Origin of the sequence: Streptomyces sp. Ac-502, assembly GCF_045222935.1 — a bacterium.
Taxonomy (GTDB): Bacteria; Actinomycetota; Actinomycetes; order Streptomycetales; family Streptomycetaceae; genus Streptomyces; species Streptomyces monomycini.
In genome coordinates, this window is the sequence record NZ_JBHFFO010000001.1 from 2,590,821 (window position 1) to 2,606,783 (window position 15,963).

9 protein-coding genes and 3 pseudogenes are annotated in these 15,963 nt (G+C 72.4%); 9 read left to right on the plus strand and 3 right to left on the minus strand.

Going from position 1 to position 15,963, the window contains the following annotated elements:
* Positions 1 to 110: 110 nt before the first annotated feature.
* Positions 111 to 812: an HAD family hydrolase gene (locus ACEXOX_RS11705; RefSeq protein WP_406520380.1), complete on the minus strand. Its 702-nt coding sequence runs from the start codon at positions 810 to 812 to the stop codon at positions 111 to 113.
* 158 nt (positions 813 to 970) lie between these two features.
* On the minus strand, positions 971 to 4,480 hold the full coding sequence (metH, locus tag ACEXOX_RS11710) for a methionine synthase (protein ID WP_406520382.1): 3,510 nt from the start codon (positions 4,478 to 4,480) through the stop codon (positions 971 to 973).
* A 310-nt stretch (positions 4,481 to 4,790) separates the two neighbouring features.
* Here metH and ACEXOX_RS11715 point away from each other — a divergent pair, with 310 nt between their 5' ends.
* From ACEXOX_RS11715 to ACEXOX_RS11730, 4 genes and pseudogenes are all read left to right on the plus strand, one after another.
* Positions 4,791 to 5,564: an IclR family transcriptional regulator gene (locus ACEXOX_RS11715; protein ID WP_030021479.1), complete on the plus strand. Its 774-nt coding sequence runs from the start codon at positions 4,791 to 4,793 to the stop codon at positions 5,562 to 5,564.
* A gap of 225 nt (positions 5,565 to 5,789) precedes the next feature.
* Positions 5,790 to 6,578: an MIP/aquaporin family protein gene (locus tag ACEXOX_RS11720; protein WP_406520384.1), complete on the plus strand. Its 789-nt coding sequence runs from the start codon at positions 5,790 to 5,792 to the stop codon at positions 6,576 to 6,578.
* Positions 6,579 to 6,618: 40 nt separating this feature from the next.
* Positions 6,619 to 8,160 (plus strand): glycerol kinase GlpK, encoded by a 1,542-nt coding sequence (gene glpK, locus ACEXOX_RS11725; RefSeq protein ID WP_406520386.1) that lies wholly within the window; start codon positions 6,619 to 6,621, stop codon positions 8,158 to 8,160.
* Between the two features lie 2 nt (positions 8,161 to 8,162).
* Positions 8,163 to 9,772: pseudogene (locus ACEXOX_RS11730) on the plus strand (FAD-dependent oxidoreductase).
* A 74-nt stretch (positions 9,773 to 9,846) separates the two neighbouring features.
* Here ACEXOX_RS11730 and ACEXOX_RS11735 read toward each other — a convergent pair.
* Positions 9,847 to 11,343 (minus strand): GMC family oxidoreductase, encoded by a 1,497-nt coding sequence (locus tag ACEXOX_RS11735; protein ID WP_406520388.1) that lies wholly within the window; start codon positions 11,341 to 11,343, stop codon positions 9,847 to 9,849.
* Positions 11,344 to 11,585: 242 nt separating this feature from the next.
* On the opposite strand from ACEXOX_RS11735, the gene ACEXOX_RS11740 reads away from it, so the two are divergent.
* The 5 genes and pseudogenes from ACEXOX_RS11740 (at position 11,586) to ACEXOX_RS11760 (ending at position 15,878) form a co-directional block, all read left to right on the plus strand.
* Positions 11,586 to 12,182 (plus strand): 1,2-dihydroxy-3-keto-5-methylthiopentene dioxygenase, encoded by a 597-nt coding sequence (locus ACEXOX_RS11740; RefSeq protein WP_406520390.1) that lies wholly within the window; start codon positions 11,586 to 11,588, stop codon positions 12,180 to 12,182.
* Positions 12,179 to 12,880: pseudogene (gene mtnC, locus ACEXOX_RS11745) on the plus strand (acireductone synthase); the annotation flags it as partial. The gene ACEXOX_RS11740 and the pseudogene mtnC, both read left to right, overlap by 4 nt.
* Before the next feature lie 245 nt (positions 12,881 to 13,125).
* On the plus strand, positions 13,126 to 13,650 hold the full coding sequence (locus tag ACEXOX_RS11750; protein WP_406526302.1) for a class II aldolase/adducin family protein: 525 nt from the start codon (positions 13,126 to 13,128) through the stop codon (positions 13,648 to 13,650).
* Positions 13,651 to 13,783: 133 nt separating this feature from the next.
* Entirely contained in the window at positions 13,784 to 14,539 is a 756-nt protein-coding gene (locus tag ACEXOX_RS11755; RefSeq protein ID WP_406520392.1) for a purine-nucleoside phosphorylase, read from the plus strand.
* Positions 14,536 to 15,878 (plus strand): annotated as a pseudogene (locus ACEXOX_RS11760) (amidohydrolase). Before ACEXOX_RS11755 ends, ACEXOX_RS11760 begins: the two are co-directional and overlap by 4 nt.
* Positions 15,879 to 15,963 lie beyond the last annotated feature (85 nt).

The window sequence follows — 15,963 nt, forward strand, 5'->3', positions numbered from 1 at the left end:
CATTGAGGTGATCGTCCGGCTGAATTCAGCCGCCGCATTCGTCACGGAAAATGAGCGGGCCGCTCCTTACAGTTTCTTCCGTTTTCAGCGGAACACGCTCAGTGCACACCTCACCGGCCGTCCGTGATGAGCGACCGGAGAAATGGGAGATCGACTTCTTCCAGCGATCCGACCACGGTGCGGCCCGCGCCGGGACCGATCGGGGTCACCGACGGCACCGCGACGACCTGGCAGCCGGCCGCCTCCCCCGCCGTCACACCGGTGACGGTGTCCTCCACCACGGCGCAGCGCCGGGGGTCCACGCCGAGCCGGGCGGCCGCGGTCAGGTAGGGGTCCGGGTGGGGTTTCGTACGGGGCAGGTCGTCGCCGGCCAGCGTCAGGCGGAAGTGCTCGGGGCCCAGGGAGTGCAGCATCCGGTCGATGACGGTGCGGTGCGAGGCGGAGACCAGGGCGGTGGGCACGCCGTGCGCGGACAGTTCCGCGAGCAGCCGGCGGGCGCCGGGCATCAGCGGCACGCCGCGGGCGATGCGCTCGGAGAACCGGGCGTTGAGCAGCACGCTCAGGTCGTCGAGGCCGATGTCGGCGCCGGTCACCTCGATCAGGTAGGCGGCGCTGCGCTGCATCGGCCCGCCGACGACGACCTGGCGGTGGTGGTCGTCCAGTACGTGGCCCAGCTCGGCGAAGACCTGGGCCTCCGCCTCCCACCAGAAGCCCTCGGTGTCGACGAGGGTGCCGTCCAGGTCGAGGAAGACGGCCTGGAGGGTGGCGCCGTCGGCCGTACGGGTACCTACCGCGGGGATGCTGCTGGTCATCCGTGCACCTCCGTACTCGCGCGTCCCCGGAGGGACGAAAGGGCCGGCCGCTCTCCCGCGAAGGAGAGCGACCGGCCGCTACCGGACCGACCAGTGTACGACGGTGCGGGGGACGCGCGTGGCCCGCGGGAACTTCCGTGGCCCCGCCGGTCCCGGTACTACCGCGCGTTGAAGTACTTCGCCTCCGGGTGGTGGATGACGATCGCGTCGGTGGACTGCTCCGGGTGCAGCTGGAACTCCTCGGAGAGCTGCACGCCGATCCGCTCCGGCCGCAGCAGGTCGGCGATCTTGGCGCGGTCCTCCAGGTCGGGGCAGGCCCCGTAGCCGAGCGAGAAGCGGGCGCCGCGGTACTTCAGCGCGAACATGTCCTCGACGTCCGCGGGGTCCTCGCCCGAGAAGCCCAGCTCGGCGCGGACGCGGGCGTGCCAGTACTCGGCGAGGGCTTCGGCGAGCTGCACGGACAGGCCGTGCAGCTCCAGGTAGTCGCGGTAGGAGTCGGAGGCGAACAGTTCGGCGGTGGCCTCGCCGATCCTCGAGCCGACGGTGACGACCTGGAGGCCGACCACGTCCCGCTCGCCGGACTCCTCCGGGCGGAAGAAGTCGGCCAGGCACAGCCGGCGGCCGCGGCGCTGGCGCGGGAAGGTGAAGCGGGTGCGCTCGGTGCCGTCCTCGTTGAGCAGGATCAGGTCGTCGCCCTTGGAGTAGCAGGGGAAGTACCCGTGGACGACGGCGGCCTCCAGGAGGTTCTCGGTCTGGAGTTTGTCCAGCCAGCCGCGCAGCCGGGGCCGTCCCTCGGACTCGACCAGTTCCTCGTACGAGGGTCCGTCCCCCGTACGGGCCTGCTTGAGGCCCCACTGGCCCTTGAACAGGGCGCCCTCGTCCAGCCAGGACGCGTAGTCGGCGAGCTGGATGCCCTTGACGACGCGAGTGCCCCAGAAGGGCGGGGCGGGGACGGGGTTGTCGGTGGACACGTCGGAGCGGACGGTGCCCTCCTCCTGCTCCGGCTCCTTGATCTCGACGTCGCGCTTGGGGACGCGGCGCTGCTTGAGCTCGGGCAGGGTGGCGCCGGGCACGCCGCGCTTGACGGCGATCAGCGCGTCCATCAGGCGCAGGCCCTCGAAGGCGTCGCGGGCGTAGCGGACCTCGCCCTCGTAGATCTCGTGCAGGTCCTGTTCGACGTAGGCGCGGGTCAGGGCGGCGCCGCCGAGGATGACGGGGAAGTCGGCCGCCATCTTGCGCTGGTTGAGCTCCTCCAGGTTCTCCTTCATGATCACCGTGGATTTGACCAGCAGGCCGGACATGCCGATGACGTCGGCGCGGTGTTCCTCGGCGGCTTCCAGGATGGCCGAAACCGGTTGCTTGATGCCGAGGTTGACGACGTTGTAGCCGTTGTTGGACAGGATGATGTCGACGAGGTTCTTGCCGATGTCGTGCACGTCGCCGCGGACGGTCGCCAGGACGATGGTGCCCTTGCCGTCGGCGTCGGTCTTCTCCATGTGCGGCTCCAGGTAGGCCACCGCGGTCTTCATGACCTCGGCGGACTGGAGCACGAACGGCAGCTGCATCTGGCCGGAGCCGAACAGCTCACCGACCACCTTCATGCCTTCGAGCAGGGTGTCGTTGACGATGTCCAGGGCCGGGCGTTCGGCGAGCGCCGCCTCCAGGTCGGCGTCCAGGCCGTTCTTCTCGCCGTCGATGATGCGACGCCGCAGCCGTTCCTCCAGGGGCAGCGCGAGCAGTTCCTCGGCCTTGCCGGCCTTCAGCGACTTGGCGGTGGCGCCCTCGAACAGCTCCAGGAGCCGCTGGAGCGGGTCGTAGCCCTCTTCCCGCCGGTCGTAGATCAGGTCGAGGGCGACCTTGACCTGCTCCTCCTCCAGGCGGGCGATCGGCAGGATCTTGGAGGCGTGCACGATCGCCGAGTCCAGTCCGGCCTTGACGCACTCGTCCAGGAAGACGGAGTTGAGCACGATGCGGGCGGCCGGGTTGAGGCCGAAGGAGATGTTGGACAGGCCGAGCGTGGTCTGCACGTCGGGGCGCCGCCGCTTCAGCTCGCGGATGGCCTCGATGGTGTTGACGCCGTCCTTGCGGGACTCCTCCTGACCGGTGCAGATCGTGAACGTCAGGCAGTCGATGAGGATGTCCGACTCGCGGATGCCCCAGTTGGTCGTCAGGTCCTCGATGATGCGCTCGGCGATGGCGACCTTGTGCTCGACGGTACGGGCCTGGCCCTCCTCGTCGATGGTCAGCGCCATCAGGGCGGCGCCGTGCTCCCGGGCCAGCGCGGCGACCCTGGCGAACCGCGACTCGGGGCCGTCGCCGTCCTCGTAGTTGACGGAGTTGATGACCGCGCGGCCGCCGAGCTTCTCCAGCCCCGCCTGGAGCACCGGGACCTCGGTGGAGTCCAGCACCAGGGGCAGGGTGGAGGCGGTGGCGAAGCGGCCGGCCAGCTCCCGCATGTCGGCGACGCCGTCCCGGCCGACGTAGTCCACGCACAGGTCGAGCAGGTGGGCGCCCTCGCGGATCTGGTCGCGGGCCATCTCCACGCAGTCGTCCCAGCGGCCTTCCAGCATGGCCTCGCGGAACTTCTTGGAGCCGTTGGCGTTGGTGCGCTCGCCGATGGCCAGGTACGAGGTGTCCTGGCGGAACGGGACGGTCTGGTAGAGGGAGGCGGCGCCGGGCTCGGGGCGCGGGCTGCGCTCGGTGGGGGCCAGGCCCCGTACCCGCTCGACGACCTGGCGCAGGTGCTCCGGCGTCGTACCGCAGCAGCCGCCGACGAGCGAGAGCCCGTACTCGGCGACGAAGGTCTCCTGGGCGTCGGCCAGCTCGCCCGGGGACAGCGGGTAGTGGGCGCCGTCCTTGCCGAGGACGGGCAGACCGGCGTTGGGCATGCAGGACAGCGGCACGCGGGCGTTGCGGGCGAGGTAGCGCAGGTGCTCGCTCATCTCGGCGGGGCCGGTGGCGCAGTTCAGGCCGATCATGTCGATGCCGAGCGGCTCCAGCGCGGTCAGCGCGGCGCCGATCTCCGAGCCGAGCAGCATGGTGCCGGTGGTCTCGACGGTCACCGAGCAGATCACCGGCAGGTCGGTGCCGGTGGCTTCCAGGGCGCGGCGGGCGCCGAGGACGGCGGCCTTGGTCTGGAGCAGGTCCTGGGTGGTCTCGACGAGCAGCGCGTCGGCGCCGCCGGCGATCATGCCTTCGGCGTTCTGCTGGTAGGCGTCGCGCAGGGTGGCGTAGTCGACGTGGCCGAGGGTGGGCAGCTTGGTGCCGGGGCCCATCGAGCCGAGGACCCAGCGCTGCTGCCCGGTCGAGGCGGTGTACGCGTCGGCGGCCTCGCGGGCGATGCGGGCGCCCGATTCGGACAGTTCGAAGACCCGCTCGGGGATGTCGTACTCGGCGAGCGCGGCGTGGTTGGCGCCGAAGGTGTTGGTCTCGACGCAGTCGACACCGACCGCGAAGTACTCCTCGTGGACCGAACGGACGATGTCCGGACGGGTGATGTTCAGGATCTCGTTGCAGCCCTCCAGCTGCTGGAAGTCCTCCATCGAGGGGTCCTGTGCCTGGAGCATCGTGCCCATCGCCCCGTCGGCCACCACCACGCGGGAGGCGAGGGCCTCGCGGAGTGCCGTGGTGCGGGATGTGCGGGTGGACGATGGCGTGTACGAGGCCATGGAGGTGCTCCCCTGGTTGCGACGGCTGTCGGCTTTGCGTCTTCCGGTAGAAGGCGCACCCGGTCAGGGTAGCGGGCGTGGCTGCCGGTGGCCCGGGTGTCCCACGGCGTGGACGGTTCACCGGCCGTGTCATGCCCGGTTCCGGGCCGGCTCCGGACTTGGTCAAGATCATTGACAGGTGTCGGTCGACTGCCACAGGGTCGGCATTCACCGATATCGTTCAGCATTGCCGAACCGCCCTCCTGGGCCGATCGCGCTGCCGTACACCGCACCATGTCACCCGCTTCACCGCTTCACCGGAGGTTGCCCGATGGCACGGAACATCCAGTCACTGGAACGTGCCGCCGCGATGCTGCGGCTGCTGGCCGGCGGTGAGCGGCGGCTGGGCCTCTCCGACATCTCGTCCGCGCTGGGCCTGGCCAAGGGCACCGCGCACGGCATCCTGCGCACCCTCCAGCAGGAGGGCTTCGTCGAGCAGGACCCGGCGTCCGGCCGCTACCAGCTGGGCGCCGAGCTGCTGCGCCTCGGCAACAGCTACCTGGACGTGCACGAGCTGCGCGCCCGCGCGCTCGTGTGGACGGACGACCTGGCGCGCTCCAGCGGCGAGAGCGTCTACCTGGGGGTGCTGCACCAGCAGGGCGTGCTGATCGTGCACCACGTCTTCCGGCCCGACGACAGCCGCCAGGTGCTGGAGGTCGGCGCGATGCACCCGCTGCACAGCACGGCGCTGGGCAAGGTGCTGACGGCGTACGACCCGGTGGCGCACAGCGAGGCGGCGGAGGCCGAGCGGCAGGCGTTCACGCCGCGCACGGTGACCGCGCTGGAGGATCTGGAGGGTGTGCTGGATCTCACCCGGGCGCGCGGCTGGGCGGCCGACGTGGAGGAGACCTGGGAGGGCGTGGCGTCGGTGGCCGCGCCCATCCACGACCGGCGCCGGATGCCGGTCGGGGCGGTCGGGGTGACCGGTGCGGTGGAGCGGGTCTGCCGGGACGGCGAGCCGGGTGAGCTGCGGCCGGAAATCGTCGCTGCCGTGCGGGACTGCGCGCGTGCGGTGTCCCGGGACCTCGGCGCAGGGCGATTCTGACCCTTCCATCCCATATGTTCACCTAAGTTTTCAGTCACAGAACCCTTGACGGGGTCCTACGTGTGAAGAAAACTGCCGTTCGTCGGTCGGCATTGTCGAACACCAAACGACAATATTGGTTATGGTGGACAGTGCCGGAGGCCGACCAACGCCCTCTCGGAGGGCGCGGACCTCGGAGAGACCCGGGGTCCGCCTTCCCCTGGACGAAGGACAAAGGAGTCGCGGGTGTCCAGCTCCGACATCTTCATCAGCGAGACCATCGGTACCGCTGTTCTGATCCTGCTGGGCGGTGGCGTCTGCGCCGCCGTCACGCTGAAGCGCTCGAAGGCATTCGAAGCGGGATGGGTGGCCATCGCCTTCGGGTGGGGTTTCGCCGTACTCACCGGCGCGTACATCGCGTCGAAGTCCGGCGCGCACCTCAACCCGGCGGTCACCGTGGGACTGGCCGTCAAGGGCGGCACGCCGTGGGGCGACGTACCGGTCTACTTCGCCGGGCAGCTGCTCGGCGCCATGATCGGCGCGGTGCTCGTGTGGCTCGCGTACTACGGCCACTTCAAGGCCCATCTGACCGACCCGGAGATCGTGGGCGGGCAGAGCGGCCAGGAAGGCATGGTCGACAAGGCGGCGGCTCCCAAGGCCGGCCCGGTTCTCGGGGTCTTCTCCACCGGACCCGAGATCCGCAACGCGGTGCAGAACGTGACCACGGAGGTCATCGCCACCATCGTGCTCGTGCTGGCGATCCTCACGCAGGGCCTCAGTGACGACGGCAAGGGCGTCGGCGTCATCGGAGCACTGCTGACCGCGTTCGTGGTCGTCGGCATCGGTCTGTCGCTCGGCGGCCCGACCGGCTACGCGATCAACCCGGTTCGCGACCTCGGTCCGCGTATCGTCCACTCGCTGCTTCCGCTGCCGAACAAGGGCGGGTCGGACTGGGGCTACGCGTGGGTCCCGGTCGCCGGTCCGCTGATCGGCGGCGCGATCGCCGGTGGTATCTACAACCTCGCGTTCGCCTGAGCCGCGCCGCCCGACCGAAGATTTTTGGAGCACACACACCATGAGCGACAACCACAGCACCGCCTCGCACGGCCACGGACCGTTCATCGCGGCCATCGACCAGGGCACCACGTCCAGCCGCTGCATCGTGTTCGACAAGGACGGCCGGATCGTCTCGGTCGACCAGAAGGAGCACGAACAGATTTTCCCCAAGCCGGGGTGGGTCGAGCACGACGCCAAGGAGATCTGGGCCAACGTCCAGCAGGTCGTGGCCGGTGCCGTCGAGAAGGCCGGCATCACCGCCAAGGACGTCAAGGCGATCGGCATCACCAATCAGCGCGAGACCACGCTGATGTGGGACAAGAACACCGGCGAGCCGGTCCACAACGCCATCGTCTGGCAGGACACCCGCACCGACGGGCTCTGCCGCGAGCTGGGCCGCAACGTCGGCAAGGACCGCTTCCGCCGCGAGACCGGCCTGCCGCTGGCCTCGTACTTCGCCGCCCCGAAGATCCGCTGGCTGCTGGACAACGTCGAGGGCCTGCGCGAGCGCGCCGAGGCCGGCGACATCCTCTTCGGCACCATGGACTCCTGGGTCATCTGGAACCTGACCGGCGGCGCCGAGGGCGGCGTGCACGTCACCGACGTCACCAACGCCTCGCGCACCCTGCTGATGAACCTGCGCAAGCTGGAGTGGGACCAGAAGATCCTGCACTCCATCGACATCCCGGCCGCGGTGCTGCCGGAGATCCGCTCGTCGGCCGAGGTGTACGGCACCGCCGCCGCGGGCGCGCTGGCCGGCGTGCCGGTCGCCTCGGCACTGGGCGACCAGCAGGCCGCGCTGTTCGGCCAGACCTGCTACGACAAGGGCGAGGCCAAGTCCACGTACGGCACCGGCACCTTCATGCTGATGAACACCGGTGACGAGCCCGTCAACTCCTACAACGGGCTGCTGACCACGGTCGGCTACCGCATCGGCGACGAGCCGCCGGTGTACGCCCTGGAGGGCTCGATCGCCGTCACCGGTTCGCTGGTGCAGTGGATGCGCGACCAGATGGGCCTGATCAACTCGGCCGCCGAGATCGAGACGCTGGCCAGCACCGTCGAGGACAACGGCGGCGCGTACTTCGTGCCGGCCTTCTCCGGCCTGTTCGCCCCCTACTGGCGCTCGGACGCGCGCGGCGTGATCGCGGGCCTGACCCGCTACGTCACCAAGGCGCACATCGCCCGCGCCGTCCTCGAGGCCACCGCCTGGCAGACCCGCGAGATCACCGACGCCATGACCAAGGACTCCGGCGTCGACCTGACCTCGCTGAAGGTCGACGGCGGAATGACCTCCAACAACCTGCTGATGCAGACCATCTCGGACTTCCTGGACGCCCCCGTGGTGCGCCCGATGGTGGCCGAGACGACCTGCCTCGGCGCCGCCTACGCCGCCGGACTGGCCGTCGGCTTCTGGCCGGACACCGACGCGCTGCGCGCCAACTGGCGCCGGGCCGCCGAGTGGACCCCCCGCATGGACGCGGAGACCCGCGACCGCGAGTACAAGAGCTGGCTCAAGGCCGTCGAGCGGACCATGGGCTGGATCGAGGACGAGGAGTAATCATGAGCACCCTGCAGAGCGTCCCGGCCCTCGGGACGCACCCGGCCGACGGTTCGCCCCAGAGCCGCGCCGAGACCCGGGAGCAGCTTTCCAAGGCGACGTACGACCTCCTGGTGATCGGCGGCGGCATCCTGGGCATCTCCACTGCCTGGCACGCCGCGCAGTCGGGGCTGCGGGTTGCGCTGGTGGACGCCGGTGACTTCGCCGGCGCCACCTCCTCCGCCTCCTCCAAGCTGCTGCACGGCGGTCTGCGCTACCTGCAGACCGGCGCGGTCAAGCTGGTGGCGGAGAACCACTTCGAGCGCCGTGCGGTCTCGCGTGAGGTGGCCCCCCACCTCGCCAACCCGCTGACCTTCTACCTGCCGGTCTACAAGGGCGGCCCGCACGGCGCGGCCAAGCTCGGCGCGGGCGTCTTCGCCTACTCCGCGCTGTCCGCCTTCGGTGACGGTGTCGGTCACGTCATCAGCCCGTCCAAGGCCCAGCGCGACGTGCCGGAGCTGCGGACGGACAACCTCAAGGCCGTCGCGGTGTACGGCGACGACCAGATGAACGACGCGCGGATGGCCCTGATGACGGTCCGCGCGGCCGTCGAGGCCGGCGCGACCGTCCTCAACCACGCCGAGGTCACCGGCCTGCGCTTCACCCAGGGCCGGGTCACCGGTGCCGAGCTGAAGGACGGCACCGACGGCTCCGAGTTCGGTGTCAACGCGCGCCTGGTCCTCAACGCGACCGGCCCGTGGGTCGACCACCTGCGCAAGATGGAGAACCCCAACGCGGCGCCCTCCATCCGCCTGTCCAAGGGCGCGCACCTGGTCCTCAAGCGCACCTCCCCTGGAAGGCCGCGCTGGCCACCCCGATCGACAAGTACCGCATCACCTTCGCCCTCCCCTGGGAGGACATGCTGCTGCTCGGTACCACCGACGAGGAGTTCGAGGGCGACCCGGCGGACGTCCGCGTCACCGAGAAGGACACCGCGCAGATCCTGGACGAGGCGGCCTTCTCCGTCCGCGACCAGCAGCTCTCGCGTGACCTGATCACGTACTCCTTCGCGGGCCTGCGGGTGCTGCCGGGCGGCCCCGGCGACACCTCCAAGGCCAAGCGCGAGACGGTCGTCACCGAGGGCGCGGGCGGCATGCTCTCCGTCGCGGGCGGCAAGTGGACCACCTTCCGCCACATCGGCCGTACGGTCATGAACAAGCTGGCGGCGCTGCCCGGCCAGCCGCTGGCCGAGGACATGGAGCCGATCGCGCACCTGCCGAAGAAGCTGCCGCTGCCGGGCATCGCCAACCCCAACGCGGTCGCCCACCGCCTGCTGGTCGACGGCTCGGCCCCCGGCCCGCGCATGGCGCCGGAGACCGCCCGCCACCTGGCCACCCACTACGGTTCGCTGTCCTTCGACATCGCGCGGCTGGCCAACGAGGACGCGGCGCTGGCCGAGCGCATCCACCCGGACGCGCCGGAGATCTGGGCCCAGGTCGTCTACGCCCGTGACCACGAGTGGGCGGAGACGGTCGACGACGTGCTGCGCCGCCGCACCACGCTGACCATCCGCGGCCTGGACACGGAGGACGTCCGCGCCCGGACCAAGTCGATACTGGAGCAGCGCGGCTGACCCGCTGCCTCCCCTGTCGTCCTGAAGGGCGGCTCCCCCGCCGGGGAGCCGCCCTTCGGCGTGCCGGAGGACCCTCAGAGTCCCCGCACGCAGTGCTCGGCGACGGCCATGGCGGTGAGGTTGGTGTTGGCGGCGGGCAGCGTCGGCATCACGGAGGCGTCGACGACGTACAGGGCCTCGATTCCGTGCACGGCGCCGGTGGCGGAGACCACCGCTCCCGGGTCTGCTGCCGGGCCCATCCGGCAGGTCCCGGCAGCGTGCTGGTAACCGCTGACGGTCTGCCGCAGCGCTTCCGCCAGTTGCGCGTCGGTGGTGACGGCGGGGCCCGGCGCGCGCTCCTCGCGGAGCAGTCCGGACAGGGGTGCGGTACGGGCGAGGGAGCGGGCCAGCCGCATGCCCGTCAGCATGCGGCGTGAGTCCTCCGGGTCGCGCAGGAAGCCTACGTCGATGCGCGGGGCGTCGCGGGGGTCGGCGGAGCGCAGCCACAGTCGGCCGCAGGAGGAGGGCCGCAGCAGCGCCACCCAGAAGGTGAGCACCGTGGTCCCGTCCTCGTCCGTCTCCGGGCCCGAGGGAAAGACCTGGAGGTCGGGCGGGCCGTCGCCGCCGCTGAGGTCGCAGGTCAGGAAGGTTTGCAGCACCGGGTCGCGCGGGCCGGGCGGTGGGGCGTCGGTGGCGTACCTGAGGGTGACGGCGGGGTGGTCGCGCAGGTTCTCGCCCACGCCGGGCAGGTCGGCCGCCACGGGGATACCGAGGCCGCGCAGGTGGTCCGCCGGGCCGATGCCGGAGCGCAGCAGGACCGGCGGGCTGCCGTAGGCGCCGGCGGCGAGCACGACCTGCCGGGCGGGCAGCACCGTACGGTCAGGGTCGGCGAGCTGGACGCCCACCGCCCGGCCGTCGCGCAGGGCGACCCGGTCGACCAGGACGTCGCCGCGCACGGTGAGGTTGTCCCGGTCGCGGGCCCGGGCGAGGTAGGTGAGGGCGGTGCTCTGCCGGACGCCGCCGACCCGGTTGACCGGGACCGGGCCGACGCCGCGGGAGCCTGGGGCGTTGTGGTCGGCGACGGGCGGGTGGCCGAGAGCGGTGCAGGCGTGGTGGAAGGCGCGCTGCCACCGGTTCGTCTCGTCCTTGCCGTACCGCCGTACGGGGACCGGCCCGTCCGTGCCGTGCCAGGGCGGCCCGGCGTCCAGGTCGCGTTCGACGCGGCGCAGGCTGGGCAGGAAGTCCGCGAACGACCAGCCGTCGTTGCCCTGGGCGGCCCAGGCGTCGTAGTCCCGCGGGTGCCCGCGCAGGGCGATCGCGGAGTTGATCGCCGAGGAGCCGCCGACGAGTCTGCCGCGGGGCAGCGCCACGGACCGGCCGAGGGCACCGGGCTCGCTGACGTACCCCCAGTCGTGGCTGTGCGTGGCGGCGGGGCTGGTGGCCACGTCGTCGGGCAGGCCGTCGGGCGAGCTGCCGTGGTCGGGCCCGGCCTCCAGCAGCAGTACGGACCGTCCGGGGTCCTCGGTGAGCCGGTCGGCCAGTACGCCTCCGGCCGAGCCCGCGCCGACGACGATCACGTCCCATGCGTCCATGACCTGCGCTCTCCGCCTCCTGTCGGTTTCGTCGTCCGCTTCCGGCTCCCTGAGGTACCCGCCGGGCGGAGATCGCACACGTACCGGGCGGGCCGTCGCGAAGAGGGCGCGGACGGGCCCGTATCCGAGGGTCCGGCTCCGTACGCCCGCACTAGCATCGCCAGGCAGGGGCCCGGCCGCTCCCGCGGCGCGTGTCCCGCGTCCCGTGTTTCTCCAGCCCGTCACCGACCTTGGAGATCCTCATGACCTTGCTGACCACCTGGCCGGAGAGCGGCCCGGAGACCGTGCTGCGGCGCACGGCCGAGCCCGCGGAGATCGCCGCGGCGCTGGCGCCGATCGGGGTGCGGTACGAGCGGTGGCCGGTGCGTACGGACGTACCACCGGACGCGGAGCCCGCGGCCGTCCTCGCGGCGTACCGGGCGGAGATCGGCACGCTGACCGCCGAGGAGGGGTTCGCGACGGTGGACGTGGCGTCCCTGCACCCCTGCGACGACCCGGCGTGGCCGGACCAGGCGAAGGCGGCGCGGGAGAAGTTCCTCGCCGAGCACACCCACGAGGACGACGACGAGGTGCGGTTCTTCGTCGCCGGGTCCGGGGTGTTCTATCTGCACGCGGGCGGCGAGGTGCACGCCGTGCTGTGCGAGGAAGGCGATCTGCTGGGTGTGCCGCGGGGCACCACCCACTGGTTCGACATGGGCACCCGCCCGTCGTTCACGGCCCTGCGCTTCTTCCACGAGGAGGACGGCTGGATCGGCACGTTCACGGGCGACGACATCGCGCTGCGGTTCCCGGACTTCGACACGCTCACGGCCGGCCGGGCGGAACGGGGTGCGGTGTGACGCACACGTTCGACGTGGACCATGTGGTGCTCGACATCGAGGGCACCACCAGCGCGACGGGTTTCGTCGTCGGCGAGCTGTACCCGTATGCGCGCAAGCGGTTCGGGCGGCTGCTGACCGAGCGGGCCGCGGAACCCGAGGTGCGGCGGGCCGTCGGGCAGATACGGGCGATGCTGGACGAACCGGCCGCCGACGCGGCACGGATCGAGCGGGCGCTCGGCGCGTGGCTGGACGAGGACCGCAAGGCCACGCCCTTGAAGACCCTCCAGGGCATCGTGTGGGCCGAGGGCTTCGCGAGCGGGGAGCTGGTCTCGCACTTCTACCCGGACGTGCTGCCCCGGCTGCGCGAGTGGCACGCGGCGGGCGTCCGGCTGCACGTGTACTCGTCGGGGTCGGTGGCGGCGCAGCGGGCGTGGTTCGGGCACAGTCCGGAGGGCGATCTGCGGCCGCTGGCCGGGGAGTTCTACGACACGGAGAACGCCGGGCCCAAGCTGGCGGCCGCGTCGTACGAGGCGATCACCGCGGACCTGGGGGCCGCGCCGGGGCGGGTGCTGTTCCTGTCCGACCGGCCCGGTGAGCTGGACGCGGCGCGGGCGGCGGGCTGGCGCACGGCCGGGGTGCGGCGGCCGGGTGAGCCTTACTACGAGAGCGGGGTGGGCGATCACCCCGAGGTGGCGTCCTTCGCGGAGCTGGAGATCCGTACGGGAGACGGGGCCCGCGCGTCGGCCGGGGCCGTGGCCGCGGCGCCGGACGGCCCGGGTGTCGGCGCCGACGCGGTGCGGCGGGCCGGGGCCCGGCTGGCCGCCGAGGCCGCGCGGTTCGCCGGGTTCGGCTGGATGCGCGGCACGTCCGGCAACCTGTCGGTCGTGCTGGCGCGCGATCCGCTGCGGCTCGCGGTGACCGCGAGCGGCCGGGACAAGGGGAGCTGACCGCGGACGACGTGGTGCTGGTCGACGGCCGGGGCGCCGCCGTCGCGGAAACAGCGGAGACACCAGAGACACTGGGGACAGCAGGGGCACCGGGGACGGCAGGGACACCGGGGACGGCAGGGACTGCGGGGACTGCGGGCACGGTGGCCGGGTCCGGGAAGCCGTCCGCCGAGGCCGGGCTGCACGCGCGGGTGGTGCGGCTGACCGGGGCGGGCGCGGTCGTGCACGTCCACACGGTCGCCGCCGTGGCGATGGGACGGCGGCGGCCCGGCGGCATCGTCTTCCGGGACCTGGAGATGCTCAAGGGGCTCGGCCTGCCTGCCGAGGGGACGGCGGTGCGGCTGCCGGTCATCGCCAACAGCCAGGACATGGACGCGCTCGGAGAGCGTCTGGAGGCGGCCAGGGAACCGCGGATGCCTGCCGTGGTCGTCGCGGGGCACGGCCTGTACGTGTGGGGAGCGGACCTGCTCCAGGCCCGGCACCACGCCGAAGTCGTGCAGTGGCTGCTGGAGTTGGAGGTGGCGTCGGGGCGGGGATGAGCGCCTGCCGGGGCGGCCCCGCAGGACCACGTTGCGGGCGCGCCGGAGCGGGCCCGTAGGTTGGGGGCGACCGCCGTCCCGTCCGCATTGTCCCGTGTCCCGGGCCGTGCGCCCGAGCCCTTGGAGCCGACCCGTGTCCCCAGAGTTGTCCCCTCTTGCCCGCCTGCCGCGCGGCGGGCTGCCGCCGCAGGCCGTCGTGGTCGGCGACCCGGCCCGTGCCGCCGCCGTGGCCGAGCTGCTCGACGACGCCGCGGAGATCGCGTACCACCGCGAGTACCGGACGTTCACCGGCAGCTGGCAGGGCCTGCCGGTGGTCGTCGCCTCGCACGGCGTGGGCGCGCCCGGTGCGGTGCTGCTGTTCCAAGAGCTGGCCGACGCGGGCGTACGCACCTTCCTACGCCTCGGTACGGCCGGGGCGGTCCGTCCGGGGATCGGCGACGGCGACCTGGTGATCGCCGAGGCGGCGGTGCGGGACGACGGGGTGACGCAGCAGCTGGTGCCGCCGGAGTACCCGGCCGTGGCCGCGCCGGAGGCGGTGCTGGCGCTCGCCGAGGCGGCGGCGCGGGCCGGGGCGCCGTACCACCGTGGGGTGGTGTGGACCCGTGCGGCGTTCCAGCCGGGGCTGCTGCCGCTGCCGGTGGCGGCGTACACCGCGGCGGGCGTGGCGGCGATCGAGATGGAGGTGTCCGCGCTGCTGGTGACCGCCGGGCTGCGCGGGCTGACGGCCGGCGCGGTCCTGGTGATCGACGGGGTGAACGCGGACGAGCTGGTCGACGACGCGGCCACCGGCGGGTACGACCCGCACCGGGACGCCGTCGCCGAGGGTGTGGCGCGCGGCTCCGTCGTCGCGCTGGAGGCCCTGCGGACGCTGGCGGAGGAGGCCCGGTGAGCGCGGTACGGAACACGGAGGCGGCGGGAGGCGTCCCGGCGGCGGCCGATCTGCTGGTGCACGGCGGTACGGTGCTCACCGTCGACGCTGCGGGCACCGTGCTGACCGACGGCGCGGTGGCCGTACGGGACGGGGAGATCGTCGCGGTGGGTCCGGCCGCCGGGCTCCGCGCCGCGTACCGCGCCGCGGAGGAGATCGACGCCGCCGGGTGCCTGGTCCTGCCCGGGCTCGTCAACACCCACACCCACCTGGCGATGACGCTGCTGCGCGGCCACGCCGACGACCTGGACCTCCAGGGGTTCCTGGGGCGGGTGGTGCCGCGGGAGAACGCGCTGCTGTCCCCGGAGGCGGTGACCGCGGGCCTGCGACTGGCCGTCGCGGAGAGCGTACGGGGCGGGGTGACCACCGCCCTGGACATGTACTGGTTCCACGAGGCGGCCGAACGGGCGGCGCGGGACGCCGGCTGGCGGCTGCTGTCCGGCCCGACGTTCATGGACGTGCCGGGGCCGCCCGACCGGATGCCGTACGGGAACCGAATGGCATGGGCGAGCGGGTACCTCGACGGCCGCACCCCTCCCCCGGCACCCGACCGGTGGTCTTCGCGCACGGCGCCTACACCCTGGACGCCGCGCAGCTCACGGACATCGCGGCGCTGGCCAGGGAGCACGGCGCGCTGCTGCACCTGCACGCCGCGGAGAACGCCAACGAGGTGGCGACGGTGCGCGAGCGGCACGGCAAACGCCCCGTCGAACTGCTGGAGTCCCTGGGGCTGCTGGGCCCGGACACGCTCCTCGCGCACGCGGTCGAGCTGACCGCCGCCGAGATCGCCGCGCTGGCCGCGACGGGTACGGGCGTCGCGCACTGCCCGGTCTCCAACCTCAAGCTGGGCAGCGGCATCGCCCCGGTCCCGGAGCTGCTGCGGCAGGGCGTCCGGGTCGGACTCGGCACGGACGGCGCGGTCAGCTCCAACTCCCTGGACATGGTGGGGGCGTTGGGGCTGGCCGCGCTGGTGCACAAGGCGGGCGGCGACCCCACGGCGGTCGGTGCCGAGCAGGCCGTACGCATGGCGACGATCGAAGGGGCGCGGGCCCTGGGGCTGGGCGGGCAGCTCGGCTCGCTGGAGGTGGGCAAGCGCGCGGACCTGGCGGTGCTCGACCTCGGCGGTACGCACCTGGCGCCCCGGCACGACCCGTGGTCGACGCTGGCGTACTCGGCGCGGGCCGGTGACGTCCGGGACACGGTCGTCGACGGCCGGGTGCTGATGCGCGGCCGGCGGCTGACGACGCTGGACGAGGCGGCCGTGTCGGCCGATGCGGAGGCGCTCGTCCGGGCCGTCTGAGTGCGACGGTGAACTCCCGGGCCGCGGGACGCGCTTCCCTTACGCGGCCCGGGAGTTCACCCGGCGCGGACTTTCCGGCGCGGTC

Excerpts from the sequence above, each read along its gene's own strand:
- glpK (WP_406520386.1), top strand. The coding sequence starts at position 6,619 with ATGAGCGACAACCACAGCACCGCCTCGCACGGCCACGGACCGTTCATC.
- ACEXOX_RS11705 (WP_406520380.1), bottom strand. The coding sequence starts at position 812 with ATGACCAGCAGCATCCCCGCGGTAGGTACCCGTACGGCCGACGGCGCC.
- ACEXOX_RS11715 (WP_030021479.1), top strand. The coding sequence starts at position 4,791 with ATGGCACGGAACATCCAGTCACTGGAACGTGCCGCCGCGATGCTGCGG.
- ACEXOX_RS11735 (WP_406520388.1), bottom strand. The coding sequence starts at position 11,343 with ATGGACGCATGGGACGTGATCGTCGTCGGCGCGGGCTCGGCCGGAGGC.
- ACEXOX_RS11740 (WP_406520390.1), top strand. The coding sequence starts at position 11,586 with ATGACCTTGCTGACCACCTGGCCGGAGAGCGGCCCGGAGACCGTGCTG.
- metH (WP_406520382.1), bottom strand. The coding sequence starts at position 4,480 with ATGGCCTCGTACACGCCATCGTCCACCCGCACATCCCGCACCACGGCA.